Annotated in this window: 18 protein-coding genes, 2 tRNA genes and 1 pseudogene; 9 read left to right on the forward strand and 12 right to left on the reverse strand. The window is 66.6% G+C overall.

Annotated features, from left to right (window positions below; translation table 11 throughout):
* The first annotated feature begins 14 nt into the window (after positions 1–14).
* The 5 genes and pseudogenes from AC5Y47_RS05950 to pknB all read left to right on the forward strand — a co-directional run bounded on the left by AC5Y47_RS05950 (position 15) and on the right by pknB (position 7527).
* Positions 15–1529: a PP2C family protein-serine/threonine phosphatase gene (locus AC5Y47_RS05950; RefSeq protein WP_499943167.1), complete on the forward strand. Its 1515-nt coding sequence runs from the start codon at positions 15–17 to the stop codon at positions 1527–1529.
* A complete protein-coding gene (locus AC5Y47_RS05955) occupies positions 1526–2938 on the forward strand; it encodes an FtsW/RodA/SpoVE family cell cycle protein (RefSeq protein ID WP_499942981.1) in 1413 nt (470 codons plus the stop codon). The genes AC5Y47_RS05950 and AC5Y47_RS05955 overlap by 4 nt, the downstream gene beginning before the upstream one ends.
* Positions 2935–4413: a D,D-transpeptidase PbpA gene (gene pbpA / locus AC5Y47_RS05960; protein ID WP_499942984.1), complete on the forward strand. Its 1479-nt coding sequence runs from the start codon at positions 2935–2937 to the stop codon at positions 4411–4413. The genes AC5Y47_RS05955 and pbpA overlap by 4 nt, the downstream gene beginning before the upstream one ends.
* 25 nt (positions 4414–4438) lie before the next feature.
* Positions 4439–5635: pseudogene (locus tag AC5Y47_RS05965) on the forward strand (serine/threonine-protein kinase); the annotation flags it as partial.
* A gap of 14 nt (positions 5636–5649) precedes the next feature.
* On the forward strand, positions 5650–7527 hold the full coding sequence (gene pknB / locus AC5Y47_RS05970; RefSeq protein ID WP_499942986.1) for a Stk1 family PASTA domain-containing Ser/Thr kinase: 1878 nt from the start codon (positions 5650–5652) through the stop codon (positions 7525–7527).
* Here pknB and AC5Y47_RS05975 read toward each other — a convergent pair.
* The gene (locus tag AC5Y47_RS05975) at positions 7505–8212 is read right to left on the reverse strand and encodes an aminodeoxychorismate/anthranilate synthase component II (protein WP_499942988.1); all 708 of its coding nucleotides are present in this window, start codon (positions 8210–8212) and stop codon (positions 7505–7507) included. The two genes, pknB and AC5Y47_RS05975, sit on opposite strands and share 23 nt — an antisense overlap.
* 35 nt (positions 8213–8247) lie before the next feature.
* Complete coding sequence (locus AC5Y47_RS05980; protein ID WP_499942989.1) at positions 8248–9003, reverse strand: DUF881 domain-containing protein; 756 nt, start codon at positions 9001–9003, stop codon at positions 8248–8250.
* Between the two features lie 157 nt (positions 9004–9160).
* Here AC5Y47_RS05980 and crgA point away from each other — a divergent pair, with 157 nt between their 5' ends.
* The gene (gene crgA / locus AC5Y47_RS05985; protein ID WP_499942990.1) at positions 9161–9442 is read left to right on the forward strand and encodes a cell division protein CrgA; all 282 of its coding nucleotides are present in this window, start codon (positions 9161–9163) and stop codon (positions 9440–9442) included.
* Positions 9443–9597: 155 nt separating this feature from the next.
* Entirely contained in the window at positions 9598–10011 is a 414-nt protein-coding gene (locus AC5Y47_RS05990; protein WP_499942992.1) for a PH domain-containing protein, read from the forward strand.
* 88 nt (positions 10012–10099) lie between these two features.
* Here AC5Y47_RS05990 and AC5Y47_RS05995 read toward each other — a convergent pair whose 3' ends face one another.
* Positions 10100–10648 carry a peptidylprolyl isomerase gene (locus AC5Y47_RS05995; RefSeq protein ID WP_499942993.1) on the reverse strand — a complete coding sequence of 183 codons (549 nt, stop codon included), beginning with the start codon at positions 10646–10648 and terminating at the stop codon, positions 10100–10102.
* A 120-nt stretch (positions 10649–10768) separates the two neighbouring features.
* Here AC5Y47_RS05995 and cwsA point away from each other — a divergent pair, with 120 nt between their 5' ends.
* Complete coding sequence (gene cwsA / locus AC5Y47_RS06000; RefSeq protein ID WP_499942994.1) at positions 10769–11209, forward strand: cell wall synthesis protein CwsA; 441 nt, start codon at positions 10769–10771, stop codon at positions 11207–11209.
* Between the two features lie 104 nt (positions 11210–11313).
* Here the strand turns inward: cwsA and AC5Y47_RS06005 are convergent, their stop codons facing one another.
* Positions 11314–12231, reverse strand: a complete 918-nt coding sequence (locus AC5Y47_RS06005) for a TIGR03619 family F420-dependent LLM class oxidoreductase (RefSeq protein ID WP_499942996.1) — start codon at positions 12229–12231, stop codon at positions 11314–11316.
* Between the two features lie 87 nt (positions 12232–12318).
* Between AC5Y47_RS06005 and AC5Y47_RS06010 the strand changes: the two genes are divergently transcribed.
* On the forward strand, positions 12319–12672 hold the full coding sequence (locus AC5Y47_RS06010) for a VOC family protein (RefSeq protein ID WP_499942998.1): 354 nt from the start codon (positions 12319–12321) through the stop codon (positions 12670–12672).
* Between the two features lie 20 nt (positions 12673–12692).
* On the opposite strand, the gene AC5Y47_RS06015 is transcribed toward AC5Y47_RS06010, so the two are convergent.
* From AC5Y47_RS06015 to dnaN, 8 genes are all read right to left on the reverse strand, one after another.
* Positions 12693–12765 (reverse strand) — tRNA-Ala (locus tag AC5Y47_RS06015).
* Between the two features lie 162 nt (positions 12766–12927).
* Positions 12928–13001: transfer RNA gene (locus tag AC5Y47_RS06020), tRNA-Ile, on the reverse strand.
* A 59-nt stretch (positions 13002–13060) separates the two neighbouring features.
* Positions 13061–13924, reverse strand: coding sequence for a DUF3566 domain-containing protein (locus AC5Y47_RS06025; protein ID WP_499943000.1), 864 nt, complete (start codon positions 13922–13924; stop codon positions 13061–13063).
* A gap of 71 nt (positions 13925–13995) precedes the next feature.
* Positions 13996–17766, reverse strand: a complete 3771-nt coding sequence (gene gyrA / locus AC5Y47_RS06030; RefSeq protein ID WP_499943002.1) for an intein-containing DNA gyrase subunit A — start codon at positions 17764–17766, stop codon at positions 13996–13998.
* Between the two features lie 36 nt (positions 17767–17802).
* Entirely contained in the window at positions 17803–19836 is a 2034-nt protein-coding gene (gene gyrB / locus AC5Y47_RS06035) for a DNA topoisomerase (ATP-hydrolyzing) subunit B (RefSeq protein WP_499943003.1), read from the reverse strand.
* Positions 19837–20056: 220 nt separating this feature from the next.
* A complete protein-coding gene (locus AC5Y47_RS06040; RefSeq protein WP_499943004.1) occupies positions 20057–20611 on the reverse strand; it encodes a DUF721 family protein in 555 nt (184 codons plus the stop codon).
* Positions 20608–21747 (reverse strand): DNA replication/repair protein RecF, encoded by a 1140-nt coding sequence (recF, locus tag AC5Y47_RS06045; protein WP_499943006.1) that lies wholly within the window; start codon positions 21745–21747, stop codon positions 20608–20610. Before recF ends, AC5Y47_RS06040 begins: the two co-directional genes overlap by 4 nt.
* A 17-nt stretch (positions 21748–21764) precedes the next feature.
* Positions 21765–22961, reverse strand: a complete 1197-nt coding sequence (gene dnaN, locus AC5Y47_RS06050) for a DNA polymerase III subunit beta (protein ID WP_499943008.1) — start codon at positions 22959–22961, stop codon at positions 21765–21767.
* Positions 22962–23377: the final 416 nt, after the last annotated feature.

The raw sequence follows: 23377 nt of genomic DNA on the forward strand, positions 1-23377 counted from the left end.
AGGGGGTGGCGCTCGTGACCCTGGTGCTGCGCTATGCCGCCCGCAGCGATCGCGGGCTGGTACGCGCCAACAACGAGGACTCGGTCTATGCGGGCGCGCGCCTGCTGGCCCTGGCCGACGGCATGGGTGGTCACGCCGCCGGCGAAGTCGCCTCGCAACTGGTGATCGGGGCGCTGGCCCACCTCGACGACGACGAACCCGGTGGCGACCTGCTGGCCAAGCTCGACGCCGCGGTGCGTGAAGGCAATTCCGCCATCGCCGCGCAGGTCGAGATGGAACCCGACCTCGAAGGTATGGGGACCACCCTGACCGCGATCCTGTTCGCGGGTGACCGCCTCGGGCTGGCACACATCGGCGACTCGCGCGGCTACCTGTTCCGCGACGGCGAATTGACCCAGATCACCAAGGACGACACGTTCGTGCAGACCTTGGTCGACGAGGGTCGCATCACCGCCGAGGAGGCGCACAGCCACCCGCAGCGGTCGTTGATCATGCGGGCGTTGACCGGTCACGAGGTCGAACCGACGCTGACGATGCGCGAAGCGCGCGCCGGCGACCGCTACCTGCTGTGCTCGGACGGGCTGTCCGACCCGGTCAGCAACGAGACCATCGCCGAGGCCCTGCAAATCGCCGACGTCGCCGAGAGCGCCTATCGGCTGATCGAACTGGCGCTGCGCGGCGGCGGACCGGACAACGTCACCGTCGTGGTCGCCGACGTCGTCGACGACGAGTTCGGCCAGACCCAGCCGATACTGGCCGGGGCGGTGTCCGGTGACAGCGACGAGGACCAGCTGACCCTGCCGAACACGGCGGCCGGCCGGGCATCGGCGATCCGACCGCGCAAAGAAGTCGCCAAACGTGTTGCGCCGCAAGCAGAACCGCCGAAGAAGCCGCGCTGGCCGCGGCGCCGCATCTTCCTGGTGGGCACGATCGCGTTACTGGTGCTGCTGGTCGGCCTGTTCGTCGGACGCTCGATCATCCGCAGCTACTACTACGTCGCCGCCGACAACGGCACGGTCGCGATCATGCAGGGCGTGCAGGGGTTGTTGACCGAGACCTACAAGTTGGCCTGCGTGAATTCCCGAAACGAACTGACCGAGGTCAACCCCGGCAGCAAACCGTCAGACTGTCAGCTGCTCAAGCTGAACGACCTGCGCCCGGCCTCACGGGCGCAGGCCGAGGCCGGGATGCCGTCCGGAACGCAGAACGACGCCAGCAATCAGTTGCGCAAATTGGTCACCGAAGGCCTGCTACCGCTGTGCCCGCCGCAGCGCCCAACCTCCTCGACCGAGCCGTCGGCTCCGTCGACCCGCAGCAGTGGAACCCCCCAATCCAGCCCGGCCCCCACCCCGGGATCCGAGACCCCGACGACGACGTCCACCACCACGTCCAGCACGAGCCCGTCGACGACCCAGACCTCCCCGCCGACCGAGACCAGCAGCACACCGCCGCCACCTGCCCCGACGGCATCGACCGAAACACCTCAACCCGGACTGACACCAGGCGTGGACTGCCGGGCCGCGGCATGACCACGACGGAACTACCCGCACCGGTTGCGGTGACTCCTCCGCTGCCGACCCGGCGCAACTCGGAGCTGCTGCTGCTGATCTTCGCCACGGTGATCACGGTGGCCGCGCTGCTGATCGTCGAGGCGAATCAAGAGCGTGGCCTGCACTGGGACCTGCTCAGCTACGGGCTGGGGTTTCTGACGCTGTTCATCTTCGCGCACCTGGCTGTCCGGCGCTTCGCCCCGTTCACCGATCCACTGCTGTTACCGGTGGTCGCGCTGCTCAACGGTCTGGGCCTGGTGATGATCCATCGGCTCGACCTGGTCGACAAGGAAGTGGGCCGCCACGGTCACCCCAGCGCCAACCAGCAGATGCTGTGGACCCTGGTCGGGGTTGTGTCGTTCGCGCTGGTCGTCACCTTTCTCAAGGACCATCGCCAGCTCGCCCGCTACGGCTACGTCTGTGGTTTGAGCGGTCTGGTGTTCCTGGTCATACCCGCGTTGCTGCCCAGGTCGCTGTCCGAGCAGAACGGCGCCAAGATCTGGATCCGGCTGCCCGGCTTCTCGATCCAGCCAGCCGAATTCTCCAAGATCCTGCTGCTGATCTTCTTCGCGGCGGTCCTGGTGGCCAAACGCAGTCTGTTCACCAGCGCCGGCAAACACCTGATGGGCATGACCCTGCCGCGTCCCCGTGACCTCGCTCCGCTGCTGGCCGCGTGGGTGATCTCGGTGGGCGTGATGGTCTTCGAAAAAGATCTGGGCACGTCGCTGCTGCTGTACTCGTCGTTTCTGGTGGTGGTCTATCTGGCCACGCAACGGTTCAGCTGGGTGGTGCTGGGGCTGGTGCTGTTCGCCGGGGGCAGCGTCATCGCGTACTACTCGTTCGACCATGTGCGGGTGCGGGTCCAGACCTGGCTGGATCCGTTCGCCGATCCCGACGGCAACGGCTATCAGATGGTGCAGGCACTGTTCAGCTTCGCCACCGGGGGCGTCTTCGGCACCGGCCTGGGTAACGGTCAGCCCGACACCGTACCGGCGGCGTCCACCGACTTCATCATCGCCGCCTTCGGCGAGGAACTGGGTCTGGTCGGCCTGGCCAGCATCCTGATGCTCTACACGATCGTCATCATCCGCGGCATGCGCACCGCGATCGCCACCCGCGACAGCTTCGGCAAGCTGCTGGCCGCGGGTCTGGCCTCGACGTTGGCCATTCAGCTGTTCATCGTCGTCGGCGGGGTCACCAAACTGATCCCGCTCACCGGGCTGACCACGCCGTGGATGTCTTACGGCGGGTCGTCACTGTTGGCCAATTACGTGCTGCTGGCGATTCTGGCCCGCATCTCCGACGGTGCCCGGCGCCCGCTGCGCACCCGTCCGCGCCAGAAGTCACCGATCGCGGCGGCCAGCACCGAGGTGATCGAGCGCGTATGAACACCTCGCTGCGCCGGATCTCGGTGACCGTGATGGCGCTGATCGTGTTGCTGCTGCTCAACGCCACGATGACGCAGGTTTTCACCGCCGACGGGCTGCGCGCCGACCCACGCAACCAGCGCGTCCTGCTCGACGAGTACTCCCGCCAGCGCGGTCAGATCATCGCCGGCGGCCAACTGCTGGCCTACTCGGTGGCCACCGACAGCCGGTTCCGCTTCCTGCGGGTCTATCCCAACCCCGCGGTCTACGCCCCGGTCACCGGGTTCTATTCGCTGCGCTATTCCAGCGCCGGGCTGGAACGGGCCGAGGACCTGTTGCTCAACGGGTCCGACGAGCGCCTGTTCGGCCGTCGCCTGGCGGACTTCTTCACCGGCCGCGACCCGCGCGGCGGCAACGTGGACACGACCATCAACCCGCGCGTTCAGCAGGCCGGTTGGGACGCGATGCAGGAGGGTTGCGGAGGGCCGCCCTGCAAGGGTGCCGTCGTCGCCCTGGAACCCTCGACCGGCAAGATCCTGGCGTTGGTGTCGTCGCCGTCGTATGACCCCAACCTGCTGGCTTCGCACAACCCCGACATCCAGGCACAGACCTGGCAGCGCCTTCGGGACAGCCCGGACAACCCGCTGATCAACCGGGCGATTTCGGAGACCTACCCGCCCGGCTCCACGTTCAAGGTGATCACCACCGCCGCGGCGCTGGCTGCCGGCACCAACGAGAACGCGCAGCTGACCGCGGCGGCGAGCATCCCGCTGCCCAACAGCACCGCCACGCTGGAGAACTACGGCGGCACCCCGTGCGGGGACGGTCAAACGGTGTCGCTCAGCGAAGCCTTCGCCAAGTCGTGCAATACCGCTTTCGTCCAACTCGGGCTGCTCGCCGGCGCCGACGCGCTGCGCAACATGGCCAGAGCGTTCGGCCTGGATGAGACGCCGAGTCCGATACCGCTGCAGGTGGCCGAGTCCACCATCGGCGCGATACCGGACCGCGCCGCGCTGGGAATGACCAGTATCGGGCAGAAGGACGTGGCGCTCACCCCGCTGCAGAACGCCGAGGTGGCGGCGGCCATCGCCAACGGCGGCATCTTGATGCGGCCCTACCTGGTAGAGAGCCTCAAAGGCCCCGATCTGGCCAACATCAGCACCAGCGCTCCGTACCAGCAGCAGCGCGCGGTGTCGCCGCAGGTCGCCGCTAAGCTAGCAGAGTTGATGGTCGGCGCCGAGAAAGTCGCACAGCAGAAAGGGGCCATTCCCGGCGTGCAGATCGCATCCAAGACGGGCACCGCGGAGCACGGCGCCGACCCGCGGCACACGCCGCCGCACGCGTGGTACATCGCCTTCGCACCCGCGCAGGCCCCCAAGATCGCGGTGGCGGTGCTGGTGGAGAACGGAGCCGATCGACTCTCGGCGACCGGTGGCGCGTTGGCCGCGCCAATCGGGCGGGCAGTGATCGAGGCCGCGTTGCAGGGGGGGCCATGAATCCGGAGCGAGCGGGAGGCAGAGCATGAGTCCCCGCGTTGGGGTGACCCTGTCCGGCCGATACCGGCTGCAGCGGCTCATCGCCACCGGCGGCATGGGCCAGGTCTGGGAGGCGGTGGACAACCGGCTGGGCCGGCGCGTCGCCGTCAAAGTCCTCAAACAGGAGTTCTCCCAGGACCCCGAGTTCATCGAGCGGTTCCGGTCCGAGGCCCGCACCACCGCGATGCTCAACCACCCCGGTATCGCCCAGGTCCACGACTACGGCGAAAGCGCGCTGGACGGAGAAGGCCGCACCGCCTACCTGGTGATGGAGCTGGTCAACGGTGAACCGCTGAACTCGGTGCTCAAACGCACCGGCCGGCTGTCGTTGCGCCACGCGCTGGACATGCTGGAGCAGACCGGCCGGGCGCTGCAGATCGCGCACACCAACGGCTTGGTGCACCGCGACGTCAAACCCGGCAACATCTTGATCACCCCGACCGGGCAGGTGAAGATCACCGACTTCGGCATCGCCAAGGCTGTCGACGCGGCGCCGGTGACCCAGACCGGGATGGTGATGGGCACCGCGCAATACATCGCCCCCGAGCAGGCCCTCGGCCATGACGCGACGCCGGCCAGTGACGTCTACGCATTGGGAGTTGTTGGCTACGAAGTGGTTTCGGGCAAGCGCCCGTTCACCGGCGACGGTGCCCTGACGGTGGCGATGAAGCACATCAAGGAGCCGCCGCCGCCGTTGCCGGCCGATCTGCCACCCAACGTGCGCGAGCTCATCGAGATCACGCTGGTGAAGAACCCCAGCCAGCGTTACCGCAGCGGTGGCCCGTTCGCCGATGCGGTCGCCGCGGTGCGGGCCGGCCGCCGCCCGCCGCGGCCCAGCGCGACACCGCCGGCCGGTCGTGCCGCACCCGCGGCGATACCGTCGGCCACACCGGCGCGGATCGCGCCCAGCACGACCACGAACCGGACGGCCGCGCCGCGGCGCTCCCAGTCCAGCTCGGGGCGTCGCCAACCGCCGGCGCGGCGCACCTTCTCCTCCGGGCAGCGGGCGCTGCTGTGGGCCGCGGGCGTGCTCGGGGCGCTGGCCATCATCATCGCGGTGCTGATCGTCATCAACTCCAAGAGCGACAACGAGCAGCAACAGACGCCGACGACCGTCACCAACACCGGAAGCGCGCTGTGGACTGCTGGGGAGGAAACGGGTACTCCTGGGGTGCAGCCCCGATTCGAGACACCACGATGACTACCCCTCAGCATCTGTCCGACCGTTACGAATTGGGCGAGATCCTCGGCTTCGGAGGTATGTCCGAGGTTCATCTCGCCCGCGACCGACGGTTGCACCGCGACGTCGCGGTCAAAGTGCTGCGCGCCGACCTGGCCCGTGACCCCAGCTTCTACCTGCGCTTCCGGCGCGAGGCGCAGAACGCCGCCGCGCTGAACCACCCGGCGATCGTCGCCGTGTATGACACCGGCGAGGCCGAGACGCCCGCCGGGCCGCTGCCCTACATCGTGATGGAGTACGTCGACGGGGTGACGTTGCGCGACATCGTGCACACCGACGGCCCGATGACACCAAAACGCGCCATCGAGGTGATCGCCGACGCCTGCCAGGCGCTGAACTTCAGTCACCAGAACGGCATCATCCACCGCGACGTCAAGCCGGCCAACATCATGATCAGCTCGACCAACGCGGTGAAGGTGATGGACTTCGGCATCGCCCGGGCGATCGCCGACGGTGGCAACAGCGTCACCCAGACCGCGGCGGTGATCGGCACCGCTCAGTACCTGTCGCCCGAGCAGGCCCGCGGCGACCCGGTCGACGCCCGCTCGGATGTCTATTCGCTGGGCTGTGTGCTGTACGAGATGCTCACCGGCGAGCCACCTTTCACCGGTGATTCGCCGGTGTCGGTGGCCTACCAGCACGTCCGCGAAGATCCCATCCCGCCCTCGGAACGCCACGAGGGGATCTCCGCCGACCTCGACGCCGTCGTGCTCAAGGCGCTGGCCAAGAACCCCGAGAACCGGTACCAGACCGCCGCCGAAATGCGCACCGACCTGGTCCGCGTGCACAACGGCGAGGCGCCCGAGGCTCCCAAGGTGCTCACCGGCGCCGAGCGCAAGGCATTCATGTCCTCCTCGGGTCCCGGTCACGGCGGTCCGCGGACCGACCCGCTGCCCCGGCAGAACTTCGACGAGTCCGACACCGGCGGTGGTGCCTCGGTGGGCCGCTGGATCGCCGTGGTCGCGGTGCTGGCGGTGCTGACGATCGCGGTGACCATCGCCATCAACACCTTCGGCGGTAACACCCGCAAGGTCCAGGTTCCCGACGTGCGCGGACAGGCATCCGCCGACGCGATCGCCGCCCTGCAGAACAAGGGCTTCAAGACGCGCACCCAGCAAAGGCCCGACTCGACGATCCTGCCTGACCATGTGATCGGCACCGACCCGGTCGCCAACGCCTCGGTGGGCGCCGGCGACGAGATCACCGTCAACGTTTCGACCGGGCCCGAGCAGCGCGAAGTGCCCGACGTGTCGTCGCTGACCTATGCCGAAGCGGTCAAGAAACTCACCGCGGCCGGTTTCAGCAAGTTCAAGGAAGCCAAGTCGCCGTCGACCGCCGAGCAAGCCGGCAAGGTGATCGGCACCAACCCGCCGGCCAATCAGACCCAGGCGATCACCAACGTGATCACCATCATCATCGGCTCGGGTCCGGAGACCAAGCAGATTCCCGACGTCGCGGGTCAGACCGTGGAGATGGCGCAGCGCAACCTCACCGTCTACGGGTTCTCGAAGTTCAGTCAGTCGTTTGTGGACAGCCCCCGCACCGCCGGCGACGTGATCTCCACCAGTCCGCCCGCAGGCACCACGGTGCCGGTCGATTCGGTCATCGAATTGCAGGTGTCCAAGGGCAATCAATTCGTGATGCCCGACCTGTCCGGGATGTTCTGGACGGACGCCGAGCCCCGGCTGCGGGCGCTGGGCTGGACCGGGTTACTGGACAAAGGCCCCGACGTGGACGCCGGTGGCGCCCAGCACAACAAGGTCGTCTACCAGAGCCCGCCGGCCGGTACGGGAGTGAACCGCGACGGCGTGATCACGCTGAAGTTCGGTCAGTAGCCCCGGCCTGACCGGCCGCCTCGGCCGGGAAATGCGGCCGCACCGCGGTGAGAACCTCGTTTTCCAGCCGGCGCACCAACGTGTCGTCGCGCGCCCAGCCGCAGTAGGTCAGCCAGTTGGCCAGCATCCGGTGACCGCCTTCGGTCAGGATCGATTCGGGGTGGAACTGGACGCCGTGGATGGGCAGCGCGGTGTGCCGCACGGCCATGATCACGCCGCTGGGGGTGTGCGCGATCGCCTCCAACTCGGCTGGCAGCGACTCCGGCAGGATGGTCAGGGAATGGTAGCGCGTTGCGGTGAAGGGATCCGGAAGTCCTTGCAGCACACCGGCATTGGTGTGGATAACGCTGCTGGTCTTGCCGTGCAGCAACTCCGGTGCGCGGTCGACGGTGGCCCCGAACGCCACCCCGATCGCCTGGTGTCCCAGGCATACCCCGAGCAGCGGCGTGCCGGCCGCGGCGCAGGCATGGACCATGCTGATCGAGGCGCCCGCGCGCTCGGGGGTGCCGGGGCCGGGACTGAGCAGCACACCGTCGAAGTCGGTGGCGACGGTCTCGGGGCCTTCGGCGCCGGTGAGTCGTGCGTCGTCGTTGCGCCACACGGCGGCCTCGACGCCCAGCTGACCCAGGTACTGGACCAGGTTGAACACGAAGCTGTCGTAGTTGTCGACGACCAGAATCCGCACCGTGACAGGTTACCGCCCGGGTCCGATGACCGTTGTCAGTAGCCGATCGGCCCCATCGGCTTCGCGTAGTGCAGGCGGACCGGTTCGGCATGGCCGACGATCTGGACGTCGGGCTTGACGTCCTCGCGATAACCGAGCCCGAATCGCACCACGTACTGCTTGTACAGCGTGACCAGAGGAGCGGCGGCCAGGGCGTTCTGCATGGCGGTGGCGTTGCCGATCGCGGTGATCGAATAGGGCGGGCTGTAGGTACGGCCGTTGAGCAGCAGCGTGTTTCCGACGCAGCGCACCACCGAGGTGGCGATGATGCGCTGGTCCTGCATCTGGATCGCCTCCGCCCCCGCGCTCCACAGCGCGTTGAGGACCCCGTCGATGTCCTGCTGGTGCACGACCAGGTCGTCCGGAGTCGCGTCGCGGGGGAACCGGCCGTTGGCGTCGCGCTGCGCGTCGTTGAGGACGACCACCAGGCCGGGCCCGTGCACCGGATTCATGTCGGCTTCGCCGGCCAGCTCGGCGGCCCGCCGCAGCATCGCGCGCAGCGCGGTGTCCGCGGAGCGGCCGTGCGCGGTGTCGAGCTTGCCGGTCAACTCCTCCCGTTCGGCGTCCAACCGGATCACCGAAGCCCGGGCCTCACGCACCAGGTCGACCAGGCGCGGCGCGTCGCTGCGGCGGATCTCGCTGCCGCCGGACACTCCGTGCGTCGCGGCCAGCAGCACCCCGGCCAGCAGACACACCACCGGGACGCCGAAGCGCCACGGCGACCGGCGCTGGTCGGCTCGCTGATCGGCCAAGGCTGTCTCCGTCTCCTGGTCGTGGCTGCCGGTGAGCTAATCTCGTACCCGAGATCCGCCTGCAGCTGCAACCGTAATCGTTGCACTTGTCCCGTTCGTTCGATTACCAGTCGCTACGTTCGATTACCACTCGCTCGTCCAGTATCAGAGGTAGCAAATGCCGAAGTCCAAGGTCCGCAAGAAGAACGACTTCACCGTCAGTGCGGTAAGCCGCACACCGGTGAAGGTCAAGGTCGGTCCGTCGAGCGTGTGGTTCGTTTGCCTGTTCATCGGTCTGATGCTGATCGGCCTGGTGTGGCTGATGGTTTTCCAGCTGGCGGCGTACGGGCCGCAGGCTCCGGCTGCCCTGCACTGGATGGCCGAACTGGGTCCGTGGAACTACGCGATCGCGTTCGCCTTCATGATCACCGGGTTGTTGCTGACGATGCGCTGGCACTGACCGTCAGCGCAGGCGTAATGGATTCATGTCGTGTGCGTCGTGTTAGCACGCCAGCAACCATCCGGACACCCAATCACACGCGTGTGATTCATCCCCACTGTTGATAGCTGCTGTGGATAACCGTATCCGTGGTGGTGAAAGGGTCCAAAGAGGGCATGCAGCAAACTGAATGGTCGCCGCGTACCGCCGGAATCGCAGCGTGCGGCGTTGGCGGTGCGATACTAGCTATCGCCGCTGTGACCCTGGTCACAGATCCTCCGGGGCGCTTTATCGCCGGAGTTGCCGCGGTGGGTCTGCTGCTGTTTGCCGGCGCGTCGTGGCGGGCGCGACCCAAGCTGGCAATCACCGCCGACGCCCTGCTGGTGCGCGGTTGGTTCCGCACCCAGGTACTGTGCCGCGAGATGATCGAGATCATCAAGATCAGCGAGTTCCGCCGGCACGGGCGCCGGGTGCGGCTACTGGAGATCGAGACCGTCGGCGGGGGACTGATCGTGCTGTCCCGGTGGGACCTGGGCACCGACCCGCTGGAGGTACTCGACGCGCTCACCGACGCCGGCTACGCCGGTTAAGCCGGTCGGGGCCACGTTTCGGCCGAGCAGACGCAAAAGCACCCGATTTGGCCGGTCTAAGGGGGCTTTTGCGTCTGCTCGGCAGGGTTCAGGAGATGGTGATGGACTCGATCGCGACCGCTTCGAGCGGGCGGTCGCTGCCGTCGGTGGCCGTCGACGCGATCGCGTCCACGACGCGCTGCGACTCCGGGTCGACGACCTCGCCGAAGATGGTGTGCCGCCTGTTCAGGTGCGGGGTCGGGCCGACGGTGATGAAGAACTGCGAGCCGTTGGTGCCCGGGCCGGCGTTGGCCATCGCAAGCAGGTAGGGCCGGTCGAACTGCAACTCGGGGTGGAACTCGTCGGCGAACTTGTAGCCTGGGCCGCCGCGCCCGGTGCCGGTGGGGTCGCCGCCCTGGATCATGAAGCCCCGGATCACCCGGTGGAACACCGCGCCGTCGTAGAACGGTCCCGACGGCCCGCCCGACGCGTTCTGGGTCGAGTACTCCTTGGTGCCTTGCGCCAGGCCGACGAAGTTGGCGACGGTCTTGGGCGCGTGGTTGCCGAACAGGGCGACCTTGATGTCTCCCTTGTTGGTGTGCAGCGTGGCGCTGGCGGTCTGATTAGGGCTGTTGGTCACGGGATCACAGTCTGCCATCACGCGCGGATCGCGCGTCAGCCGGTGCCACTGGCATCTGTTTGATGTCGGTACTGGCTCGACGACCCGGTACCTGATAGGACTGCGTAGGACTCGAGCGGTAGACAGAGAGGCGGCGCGATGAGCGTGAAGTCCGACGGCACGGTCGCATCCGGGCTGACCCCCCGGGAGCGGCTGACCAGAGGCCTGACCTACTCGACGGTAGGACCGGTGGATGTCACCCGCGGCCTCGTCGGGCTCGGGGCGCAGGGCACCCGGTCGACCGCGACGGAGATTCGTCGCCGCTACCGGGAGGGCCGGCTGGCCCGCGAACTCGCCGCGGCCCAGGAGACGATCGGCCAGGAGCTGGCAGCCGCCCAGGAAGTCGTCGCCAACTTGCCGCAGTTGCTGCAGGAGGCCCGCCGTAATCAGCGCCGCAGCAAGAAGCCCTGGGTGATCGCGGGTGCCGCTGGTGTCGCGGTCCTGGCCGCCGGGGGTATCGCGTTCAGCATCGTGCGCCGCTCGTCGCGTCCGGACCCGTCGCCCCTTCCGCCCAGCGTCGACGTCCAACCCCGTCCGTAGTCGCTGCCGCGGCCCCCGCGAGGGGCCGCAAAATGTACGGCGAAGCACCGGTTTTCTGACATTTTGGGGACCCTCGCGCGCTCAGCCTCGCCCCACGATGCCCGTCACAGGTGCGGTTTGACGTCCTCGGCCACCCACTGCGCGTAATCCAGATACTCCTGAACTCCCCGCACCCGCGGGATCGGCACCGAGCTGTACGTGACGCCCTGCGCGGCAAGCCAACTCAGCCGGTCGATGAGTTCGGCGGCGCTCTTGCCGGCGCGCGCATCGGGGTCGTCGCGCACCACATGTCCTTCGCCGACACGGTTGGTCCCCAAGCCGTGCACGACGTCGAAGGCGCGGCCGTCGTAGCCGGGCTGGGACTTGATGAACTCGATCCGTTCGGCGATGTGGTGCGGCGGCGTCAGAAAGCACCACCACCCAGTGGCGAAGCGGGCCGCGCGGCGCAACGCGGCGTCCGAGTCACCGCCGATCCACACCGGAAGATGCGGCCGCTGAACGGGTTTGGGTTCGAAGGCCACGTCGCGGAAGGACACGTACCGGCCGTCGAAGCTGGGGCTGTCGCTGGTCCATAACTCGAGGATGGCGGCCAGATATTCGTCGGCCATCCGGCCCCGCTCGTGAAACGGGACTCCGAGCAATTCGAATTCGGGCTTCAGCCAACCGATGCCGAAGGTGACCGTGATGCGCCCGCCGCTCATCCAGTCGGCGGTGGCCAGGGCCTTGGCGAGCACGATGGGATGCTGCAGCGGCAGCAGGGTGACCGCTGAGCTGAGCCGGATCCGGTCGGTGGCGCCGGCGAGGTAGGCCTGCGCCACCGTAGACTGCAGGAAATGCGGGCCGGACAGTTCGACGTGCTCGGTGGGTATGACGTAGTGCTCGGGCACCGCGATCATGTCGTATCCCCACTGGTCCGCGTATTTGGCCATCCGGGTCTGCTCGGCGCCGGTCACGTCGGCTTCCCACGGTTGCATCATGGCTTTGAGTCGCATGGTGTGGGGGAGCGGGAACAGTAATTTCACAGCCGCGACGTCCTTTCCCGGACCGAGTGACTCTCGGCCCTGGCCGGTGCATTGTCTACCCGTACAGGATGGCCATGAGGAGGCCCGATGAGCGAGCACGATGTACGCATGATCATCCTGTCGACCGACGATTTGGACGAATCGATCCGGTTCTACAGCGAGACGCTTGGGATGGCGGTCAAGTTTCGCGACGGAACCCACTTCGCGGCGTTGGACGGCGGATCGGTGACGCTGGCGCTGGCGACCGCGGTGGACCATCCGATCCCCGGCCAGGTCGTCGTCGGGATCAAGACCGATGACGTCGACGCCGCGGCGAAAGCCGTCGAGGCCAGTGGCGGCGGCATCGTGAACGGTCCGTACGACGACGCGCACGAGCGGCGGGCCGTGGTCTATGACAACAAGGGCAACGGATTGGTGTTCTACAGTCCGCTGAGGCGCTGAACAGCTGCTTCGAAAATTTGTGGAGCCTAGGGGAATCGAACCCCTGACACCCGCCTTGCAAAGGCGGTGCTCTACCAACTGAGCTAAGGCCCCTCTGGGTGACCGGGTGGGTGATCAGAGGTTGGGTCGGGCGCCACGTGCCAGACTTCGACATCGCGCCGCGAGCGGACTACCGCCGCAGTCGCCGCGCCGAGGGCGGCGGTTACTGCCAGCGGCAATGCCAACTTCACACGACGTCTTGACGGGCTCATGTCGTGGGCCTAGGAGGACTCGAACCTCCGACCTCTTCGTTATCAGCGAAGCGCTCTAACCGCCTGAGCTATAGGCCCGTACTGCGCGTACGGCCGAGCAGCGAGATTACCGCACCGGCCGCCCGACTCCCAAAACGCTAATCCCGATCCGCCAGTGTGACTTCGATACCGCCGATCAGATCGGTCGTCAGGTTGTAGACGAACGCGGCGATCGTGGCCATCGCGGTCATCAGCACGATGTTGACCAACCCGATCAGCACGGCCCCCCCGAAGATGGTGCCGCTGGAGACGAGTTCGCCGCTGCTGCCGCTGGTGTTGTTCAGCAGGTCGCCGACGTTGCTGTTGAGCTTGGCCCACACACCCATACCGCCGAGCACCAGATAGAGGAACGCGACCGCGATCATCCACACGAAGAACAACGCCACCGACAGCAGCAGCGACACCTTCAAGGTGCTCCACGGGTCGATCCGGCGGATCTGCATGCTGGCCCGTACCGGCCCCCGCGCCCGGCGGGACCCGACGGCGACCCGAGACTCCCGCGCCTCACCGCTGGACCGGCGGGTGCCCGACGAGGTGGCGGTGTCCGAGCTGCGCTCGGAAGTGGATTTGTTCGACGTCGCCCGCGGGATCGGCCCGGACAGGTCGGGCAGTTCGCTGGCGTACGCCTCGTTGGGTGAATTCTCGCTACGCACTGCTTGGGCCTCCGCCTGTGAGCCGGTGGTCGGGGCCGACCCTCCGGAGATGAAGCGATTCAGCCGCGCCTCGGGATTGGTGGGCGGGCGGACATCGGTGGGCCGGTCGGCCGCGGGCCGTGGCCCCGATTGGGATCCGGATTGGGACGAGGCTCGAGCAGCTCCGCGCTGCCAGGGCGGCGGATCGCCGGCATCCGGCACGCGGCCCGGTCCGGTCGTGGCTCGGTGTGCGCCGGCACGTTCACCGGACCCGTCCCCGTTCGGGTTGTCACCCGGGCTGGGTGCACCCGGCTCGTTCGGTGAACTCACCCCGACTCCTAACGTGTGTTCTCGAGTAGCCGAGTCTATGCCGGGTCGGCAGGGCGCCGATCCACCGCCCGCTAGGTGGCCGAACCCTCGTCGCTTTCGCCGTTCTCCTCCGCGCCTTCCTCGGCGTTGCGGGCGATGGCCAGCAGCGTGTCGCCTTCACCCAGGTTCATCAGGCGGACACCCTTGGTCTGGCGTCCCGCCTTGCGCACCTGGCGGGCCGTGGTCCGGATGACGCCGCCACCGGAGGTGATCGCGTAGAGCTCGCTCTCGTCGTCGACGATCAAAGCGCCGACCAGTCGGCCGCGCCGCCGGTCGTACATGATGGTCAGCACACCCTTGCCGCCGCGGCCCTGCACCGGGTACTCCTCGATCCCGGTGCGTTTGGCGTAACCGCCCGCGGTGGCCACCAGCAGATAGGTGCCTTCGCGGACCACGTTCAGCGACAGCAGCCGGTCGTCGGCGTTGAACCGCATGCCCTGTACGCCGGAGGTGGCGCGGCCCATCGGTCGCAGCGCCTCGTCGGTCGCCGAGAACCGGATGGATTGCCCGTTCGCCGACACCAGCAACAAGTCGTCGTCTGCCGAGCACAGCACGGCCCCGACGAGTTCGTCTTCGCCGCGCAAGTTGACCGCGACGATGCCGCCTGAGCGGTTGGAGTCGAAGTCGGTGAGTCGGGACTTCTTCACCAGGCCGTTGCGGGTGGCCAGTACCAGGTACGGCGCGTCTTCGTAACTCTTGATCTGGATGACCTGGGCGATGCGCTCCTCCGGCTGGAACGCCAGCAGGTTGGCGACGTGCTGGCCGCGCGCCGTGCGCAGCGCCTCGGGCAATTCGTAGGCCTTCGCCCGATATACCCGGCCCTGGGTGGTGAAGAACAGGATCCAGTCATGGGTCGAGCAGACGAAGAAGTGTCGCACGATGTCGTCTTGCTTGAGTCCGGCACCTTGCACGCCCTTGCCGCCGCGCTTTTGGCTGCGGTACAGATCGGTCTTGGTGCGCTTGGCGTAGCCGGTTTCGGTGATGGTGACGACGACGTCCTCACGCGCGATCAGGTCCTCGTCGCTGACGTCGCCGTCGGCGGCGACGATCCGGGTGCGACGGTCGTCGCCGTGTTTTTGCACAATCTCGTCGAGCTCTCCCCTTACGATGCCGCGCTGCCGTTCGGGTTTGGCGAGAATGTCTTCCAGGTCGGCGATTTCGGCTTCGATCTTGGCCAGGTCATCGACGATGCGCTGCCGTTCCAGCGCGGCCAGCCGGCGCAGCTGCATGTCCAGGATGGCCTGGGCCTGGATCTCGTCGATGTCGAGCAGTTCGATCAGGCCCTGGCGGGCGACGTCGACGGTCTCCGATGCCCGGATGAGCGCGATGACTTCGTCCAGCGCGTCCAGCGCCTTGACCAGACCACGCAGAATGTGGGCCCGCTCGTTGGCTTTTCGCAGCCGATAGGTGGTGCGACGGACGATCACGTCGAGTTGGTGCTCGACGTAGTAACGGATCATCTGGTCCAGGCGCAGGGTGCGCGGCACCCCGTCGACGATGGAGAGCATGTTGGCGCCGAAGCTGGTTTGCAGCTGGGTGTGCTTGTAGAGGTTATTCAGCACCACCTTGGCCACGGCGTCGCGTTTGAGTTCGATCACGATGCGCAGCCCGACCCGGTCGCTGGACTGATCCTCGATGTTGGCGATGCCGGTCAGCCTGCCGTCCCGCACCTGCTCGGCGATCGAGGTGATGAAGTTGTCGTGGTTGACCTGATAGGGCAACTCGGTGATCACCAGCGACGTGCGTCCGCGCGAATCCTCTTCCACCTCAACGACTCCGCGCATCCGGATGGAGCCGCGACCGGTGGTGTAGGCGTCGGAGATGCCTTGCGATCCGACGATGAGCCCGTGCGTGGGGAAGTCAGGCCCCTTGACGCGTTCCATGACGGCGGCCAGCGTCGCCTCTTCGTCGGCGTCGTGGTTGTCCAGGCACCAGAACACCGCCTCGGCGAGCTCGCGCAGGTTGTGCGGCGGGATGTTGGTGGCCATACCGACCGCGATCCCGCCCGAGCCGTTGGCCAGCAGGTTCGGGAACCGGCTCGGCAGTACCGTGGGTTCCTGCACCCGGCCGTCATAGTTCGGGATGAAATCGACTGTCTCCTCGTCGATTTCGCGCAGCATCTCCATGGCCAGCGGCGTCAGGCGGGCTTCGGTGTTGTGACTGACAAAACCGTTGGTCAGGAACGCATGGTCGTCGGTGTCGACGCGGAGGCTGTAGACCGGTTGCACACCGGCGTCGGTCACCGAGGCAACTTTGGCGTAGTAGAAGCGGCCGTCGGTGAGGTCGGTCGCGATGGCGCGTACATCGGGATCAGCAATGCGCGAGAGGATTTCGTCGCCATCGCGCCGCCAGCGGCCGAGTCGATCGATGTTGTGCTTTCGCAGCCATTCCTTGTCGACCCAACGGCTCGCGCAGTGCTTACGAATGAACTGCGCCAGGCCCGGAACGTGATCGCTGTCCATGCCCGCGCACGGCGGCATGGCTGAGAGGATATTGGTCAGCTTCTTTTGCTTGGCGCCACCGAATCCGACTTGGGCTGCGAATGATCCGGCTTGGGCCCGGTTGGTGATGACGACCTTGTACTCGCCGACGGCGTGCAGGTAGCGGCGGGATATGACGCCGAATTCGAGCAGCAGCTGCTGCACGTCAATGGCTAGCTGCTTGCTGCGCGTCGAGTAAGAGATCTGGATCGTGTTGCGCGGGAGTGCTGAACACGATCCGTCGCCTTCGAACAGTGCTTGCAGGAAGGCGCGCTTGACGGCGGCGGGGGAGCGCCACAGCCATGCCGGTACTGCCATGTCCGCCGAACGCTGACCAACTAGTTCGCAGAGTCGTGTACCTCTGAAATTGGTGAGGTTTTGGATATCCAGTTCATGGAGGGTCGAACCGGACGCGATAGTGCGTGAATACACGTAGCGCCGCCCACCCACAATCGCGTCGTACGCGGCGACGACCGTGTTGAAGTAGGCTCGGTCTACGTTGTTGAATCCGGCGCGCTTCTCCGAGACGAACCCTTCGCTGATAAAGGCGCCCAGCAGCAGTGCTTCCATCGTGTCGTGCCAGTCGGCTGGCCCGAACTCCGTTGGTGGCGTGCGTTGTAGCACGACATAGTCGTCAGGGGTTACCTCCTCGATCAACTTCCACAACAGCGTCGGCACGCCGCCCACATCAACCAGGCAAAGCAATGGGTGATTCGCGGTGCCAGTGACTTGATAGCCTTCGGCGGTGCGCACCGTGTAGGTCTGGTGCTCACCCGAATGGAACAGGCGGTCGGCGGCGACGGGGTTTCCGTGCCGGTCGAGAACCTTCAGATCGACCTCGTTGTCGGAATTCGGCCGAGCCCCGGCGACGATGTCGGCGATGCGAACAGATTGCCCGAAAGGCAAGCGCACCAACGCATCCCCGGAACAGCAATACCTCATCGCCGCCGGCGGGTCGTTGCCCGGCGAGCCGAAGTTGCCCTGCCCGTCGACCAGCGGGTACCGCAGCGACCACGGCTGCGCCATGCGCACCAACGTGTCGTAGATCGAGGCGTCGCCGTGCGGGTGGTAGTTACCCATCGTCTCGGCGACCGAGCGCGCCGACTTGGCGTGGCTGCGGTCCGGGCGGAATCCCGAGTCGTACATCGCATACAACACCCGGCGGTGCACCGGCTTGAGCCCGTCACGGACCTCTGGCAGCGCGCGCCCAACGATGACGCTCATCGCGTAATCGATGTAACTGCGCTGCATCTCGTGCTGGATGTCGACCGGCTCGATCCGGTCGACCGAGTCGTCACCAGGCGGCAGCGTCGTGTCTGTCATGAATTCCTCGTTTGTCTGGTCAAAACGTGGATGGGACTAAACGTCCAGGAAGCGAACGTCTTTGGCGTTGCGGGTGATGAAGCTGCGGCGGGCTTCGACATCCTCACCCATCAGGATGGAGAACAGCTCGTCGGCCGCGGCGGCATCGTCGAGGGTGACCTGCCGCAGCACCCGCACCGACGGGTCCATCGTGGTTTCCCACAGCTCCTTGGCGTCCATCTCACCGAGACCCTTGTAGCGCTGAATGCCGTCTTCCTTGTTGATCTTCTTGCCGGCCTTCAGGCCCGCCTCGAGCAGGCCGTCGCGCTCGCGGTCGGAGTAGGCGAATTCGGGTTCGGTGCGCTGCCACTTCAACTTGTACAGCGGCGGCTGTGCGAGGAACACGTGCCCGTTCTCGATCAGCGGACGCATGAAGCGGAACAACAAGGTCAGCAGCAGCGTCGAAATGTGTTGTCCGTCAACGTCTGCATCGGCCATCAGCACGATCTTGTGGTAGCGCAGCTTGGTCAGGTCGAACTCGTCGTGGATACCGGTGCCGAGCGCGGTGATGATGGCTTGCACTTCGGTGTTCTTCAGCACCCGGTCGATGCGGGCCTTTTCGACGTTGATGATCTTGCCGCGCAACGGCAGGATCGCCTGGAACATCGAGTCGCGCCCGCTCTTGGCCGAACCGCCGGCCGAGTCCCCTTCCACCACATACAGTTCCGACTTACGCGGATCTGTCGAGCGGCAGTCGGCCAGCTTGCCGGGCAGACCGCCCAGATCGGTGGCGCTCTTGCGGCGCACCAGCTCTCGCGCTTTGCGCGCCGCGATCCGGGCCTGCGCGGACGAAACCGCCTTGTTAACCACCGTTTTCGCCTCGGACGGGTTCGCCTCGAACCAGTGCGTCAGCTGCTCGTTGCACACCTTCTGCACGAACGACTTGACTTCGGTGTTGCCCAGCTTCGTCTTGGTCTGACCCTCGAACTGCGGTTCGGCGACCTTGACAGAGATGACCGCCGCCAGCCCTTCGCGGATGTCGTCACCGGTGAGGTTGGGGTCCTTGTCTTTCAACAACTTCTTGTCTTTGGCGTACTTGTTCACCACCGACGTCAGCGCGCTGCGGAAACCCTCTTCGTGCGTCCCGCCCTCATGGGTGTTGATGGTGTTGGCGAAGGTGTGCACCGATTCGGAGTAGCCGCCGTTCCACTGCATGGCGATCTCGACCTCGTGGCCGGTGCCCTTGCCGTCGAAGTCGATCACGCTCTGCTGAATCGGGCTCTTGGTGCGGTTGATGTGCTTGACGAAATCCACCAGGCCGCCGGGGTAGTGGAAGGTGCGCTTCTTGACCTTCTGCGGCGCTTTGGCTTCTGCTTCGATTTCTTCCGCGGACTTGGGGGCTTCGGCGTGGTCGCTGACCACCTCGTCGACGACTTCGTCCTGCTCCACCCGCTCGTCGGTGAGGTTGATGGTCAGCCCCTTGTTCAGAAACGCCATCTCCTGCAGCCGACGGGCCACGGTCTCGAAGTCGTATTCGGTGGTTTCGAAGATGTCCGGGTCGGCCCAGAACCGGATGGTGGTCCCGGTCTTCTTGGTTGCTTCACCCTGCTTCAACGTGCCCGGCACGGCGCGGTCGTAATACTGCGACCACTGGTGTCCGTCGCGCTTGATGTCGACTTCGAGTCGGGTGGACAGCGCGTTGACCACCGAGACGCCCACGCCGTGCAGACCACCGCTCACGTTGTAGCCGCTGTTCTCCCCGCCGAACTTGCCGCCGGCGTGCAGCTGGGTCATTACCACATCGACGGTGGGCGCTCCGGTGGCGTGCATGGCGACCGGGATGCCGCGGCCGTTGTCGGCGACTTCGACGCTGCCGTCATCGAGCAGCTTCACGTCGACCTGGGTGGCGTAGCCGGCCATCGCCTCGTCCACCGAATTGTCGACGACTTCCCACACCAGATGGTGCAGACCGCGCTCACCGGTGGACCCGATATACATGCCCGGGCGTTTACGGACGGCCTCCAGACCCTCCAGAACGGTGATGGCCGAAGCGCCGTATTCGTCTTGTGCCTTCTTCTTCTGGGCAGCCACTGGCGGGACGCTCTCCTTGGGGTTCGCAGACAAGCGGCCCAACACCGCTCACGGATCCCTCACAGTCTACCGTCACCCACCGTCAGGACTGACTCTGCGGCGGCGTTTCCACACACCTAATCGTGCCGTGCGTGGAATTTCTCGATTCAGGATAGGGTTGACCGCTTCGGGAGGTAGCTGGCCGCGTTCTGGCGGCTCTCAGGCAACACCCCGGGTGGCCCTATCCGTAGGTGTCGCGGGGCCCTTTACCGCCGGGTGCGCGCAGGGGCCCTTTCCGCCAAGACGGCGCGGCGGGCCCGGTGATCTTCAGCGAGGTCACGACACCGTTGCCCACGGCGGCGGCGATTTTCGCCAGCAGCTGGGCCTGCATGAGCCGCAACTGGGTGGCCCAGGCGGTCGACTCGGCCGTCACACTGAGCACCCCGTCGTTGAGCGCCGCTGGGGTCGCATGGTCGGCGATCTGATGACCGACGACCGCATTCCACTGACCGAAGACCATGCCTTCGGCCACCTGAGTGGTCCAGCCCTGTTGCTTGGCCAGGTCGCGGGTCAACCGGCCCAGGGGTTGCGGGTCGCGGGAATCCGGGCCGGGACCCGACCACCGACGGCGTGATCCCGCGCCGCGGCGCCCCCGGGGCTCGACGGGTGCGGCCCGGCCCCGGCCGGCGTCCTGTCCGCGCGCGCGTGCGGCGGAGCGGGCTTCTTCCAGCGTGCGCCGGACCAGGTCCAGGCCGCGCTGGTTCACCTCCCCCTGATCTGCCGGCTCGTCGGTCACGGTTGCACCTCCGACACCGGACCGGAATCGCCGTCGCGCAACTCGATACGCACCTGTCGAGCCTCCCAGCCGTCGGGAATGTCTTCGGGCACCGCCGCGGTGACCAGCACCTGTTCAGCGGACTCGGCGGCCGCGGCCAACGCCTGACGCCGCTTGGTATCCAATTCGGCGAACACGTCGTCGAGCAGCAGCACCGGGTCGCTGCCGTCGGTACGCAACAACTCATAGGCCGCCAGTCGCAGCGCCACCGCGAACGACCACGATTCGCCGTGGCTGGCAAAGCCTTTCGCGGGATGATCGCCGAGTCGCAATTCGAGGTCGTCGCGGTGCGGACCCACCAGACACACCCCGCGTTCCAGTTCGGCGTCACGGCGCGCGGCCAACGCCGTCAACAACGCGCTTTCCAGCAGCTCCCGATCCGGCACCAACGTGTCCGTGCTGGAACGGTAACCGATTGCCGCCGAACGTGATTCGGGTGCCAGCAGCCGGTAGGCCTGCTCTACCTCCGGGGCCAGTTGGTTCACCAGGTCGATACGGGCGGCCATGAGCTGGGCACCGTGCTCGGCCAGTCGGCTGTCCCACACCTCCAACGTGTCCAGCGCCCCCCGATCACCCCGAAACCGCGCCCCGGCCAACGATTTCAACAACGCGGTGCGCTGCCGGAGCACCTTGTCGTAGTCGGCCCGCACCCCGGCGATTGTCGGCCGGCGCACCGTCGCCAAATCGTCGAGGTAGCGACGCCGATCCGCGGGGTCGCCGCGCACCAGCGCCAGGTCTTCCGGAGCGAACAACACCGCGCGCAGCACGCCGACGATCTCGCGCGTGCTACGGACCGGGGACCTGTTCAACCGCGCCTTGTTCGCCCGGCCCGCGGCGATCTCGAGGTCGACGGCACATTCGCGGCCCTCGTTCACCACGATGGTCGACACCACCGCCCGATCGGCACCCGTGCGGATCAGCGGTGCGTCGGTACCGACCCGATGGGACCCCAGGGTCGACGAATACCACAGCGCTTCGACAAGATTGGTCTTGCCGAAGCCGTTGCGGCCGACGAAAACCGTGCGGCCGGGCGCCAATTCGAGGTCCACCCGCTCCCAGGACCGGAAATCACGCAAGCCCAGATGCCGGACGTACACGTGTGCGTCCCAGCGATTCAGCCCGGCAGCCGCACCGGCATCAACAAGTACACGTAGTCCGTCGGCACCGCAGCGAACGGCCCGCTGCCAGTCGGCACCTCGTCATCGGCCGAAGCCGGCCGCAGCAGGGCGGGCTTGCCCGGGGTGGTGAAACCGAACGACACCCGCTCGGAGTGCAGCGAACCCAGTCCGTCGGTCAGGTAAGTGGGGTTGAACGCGATGGTCAACGGTTCTCCGGCGTAGTCGACCGCGAGATCTTCTTCGGCACGTCCGACGTCGTCGGCGCCGGCCGACAGCCGCAGCATGCCCTCGGCGAACTCCATGCGAATCTGCGCGCCACGCTCGGCCACCAGCGCGACCAGCTTGATCGCCTCGGTCAATTCGGCCACGTTGATCGTGGCCACCGCGGTGTGTTCGGCCGGCAGCAGCTGGCGGAACTTCGGGAACTCGGCATCCAGCAATCGGGTGGTGCTGCGCTTGCCGTTGCCGCTGATCCCCAGCAGGCCGTCTTTTCCGACCGCGGACCCGGCACCCAGCGACAACCGGACTTCAGAGCCGTCGGCGCCGGCTTTGGCCGCTTCCGCCAGTGTCTTGGCCGGCACCAACACCGAGGCCTCGATGTCTGGGGACAACGCCGACCAGGTCAGTTCGCGCACGGCCAGCCGGAACCGGTCGGTGGCCGCCAAAACCACCGTCTCACCGGAGATCTCGACACGGATGCCGGTCAGCATCGGCAGCGTGTCATCCCGGCCGGCAGCGATGGCGACCTGGCCGATGGCTTCGGCGAACAACTCGGCCGGCAACGTCCCGGTCTCCTCGGGCAGGGTCGGCAGCGTCGGGTAATCCTCGACGGCCATCGTCGGCAGCGAGAACCTGGCGCTCCCACAGGTCAGGGCGACCCGGTTGCCGTCGACGTAGAAATCCACCGGTTTGTTCGGCAACGCCCTGGTGATGTCGGACAACAACCGCCCAGACACCAAAACGCTTCCCGGGGAAGCGATTTCGGCGGGAACTTGGACCTCGGCGGAGACTTCGTAGTCGAATCCGGAGATGGTCAGGCCGTCCTCGGTGCCGTTCAGCAACACCCCGGACAGCACCGGCACCGTCGGCCGTGACGGCAGGTTCTTGGCGACCCACGACACCGCATCGGCGAACGACTCCCGGACCAGACGAAACCTCAAGTCGGTGACAGCACGTGTCGTAGCCGCGTCCATTGCGTCCCTTCACCTAACAGTGAACTTCAAATCCATGGGCCAGCTCCCCCGCCGGCGTCGGGGACTGCGCAACGGCAGTCGAAGAACAACCGTAGAGCTTCTCGAGCCAACTTGAAAGCTAATCGCCGACGCCGACAAACCGACGCCGGGACCGGTCTGCGGGCACCGAAGACGAACTGTCCCCAACCGTGTACTTCAAACCAGAAACGACGAAGAGATCTCAATATCAGTATTAAGGGGTGTGCAATCTGGGGACAGCTGGGTCTTCGCGCTGCTAGGGCGCGGGCGGCACTGTGCATGACGGGGCCTGCGGTTGTGAGATCCGTGGTGGACAACTGGGGATGAATCACCGATGTGCACCGGACGGCCGGTGGTGCACGGCAGTTTTCCCGGTTTGTGCACAGAACTACACACAC

The organism is Mycobacterium sp. NGS22, from assembly GCF_059813095.1.

Bases quoted from the DNA above. Each gene is read 5' to 3' on its own strand.
- AC5Y47_RS05995 (WP_499942993.1), bottom strand. From the start codon at position 10,648: ATGGCAGACTGTGATCCCGTGACCAACAGCCCTAATCAGACCGCCAGC.
- pknB (WP_499942986.1), top strand. From the start codon at position 5,650: ATGACTACCCCTCAGCATCTGTCCGACCGTTACGAATTGGGCGAGATC.
- AC5Y47_RS06010 (WP_499942998.1), top strand. From the start codon at position 12,319: ATGAGCGAGCACGATGTACGCATGATCATCCTGTCGACCGACGATTTG.
- cwsA (WP_499942994.1), top strand. From the start codon at position 10,769: ATGAGCGTGAAGTCCGACGGCACGGTCGCATCCGGGCTGACCCCCCGG.
- gyrA (WP_499943002.1), bottom strand. From the start codon at position 17,766: ATGACAGACACGACGCTGCCGCCTGGTGACGACTCGGTCGACCGGATC.
- dnaN (WP_499943008.1), bottom strand. From the start codon at position 22,961: ATGGACGCGGCTACGACACGTGCTGTCACCGACTTGAGGTTTCGTCTG.
- AC5Y47_RS05955 (WP_499942981.1), top strand. From the start codon at position 1,526: ATGACCACGACGGAACTACCCGCACCGGTTGCGGTGACTCCTCCGCTG.
- crgA (WP_499942990.1), top strand. From the start codon at position 9,161: ATGCCGAAGTCCAAGGTCCGCAAGAAGAACGACTTCACCGTCAGTGCG.
- pbpA (WP_499942984.1), top strand. From the start codon at position 2,935: ATGAACACCTCGCTGCGCCGGATCTCGGTGACCGTGATGGCGCTGATC.
- AC5Y47_RS05990 (WP_499942992.1), top strand. From the start codon at position 9,598: ATGCAGCAAACTGAATGGTCGCCGCGTACCGCCGGAATCGCAGCGTGC.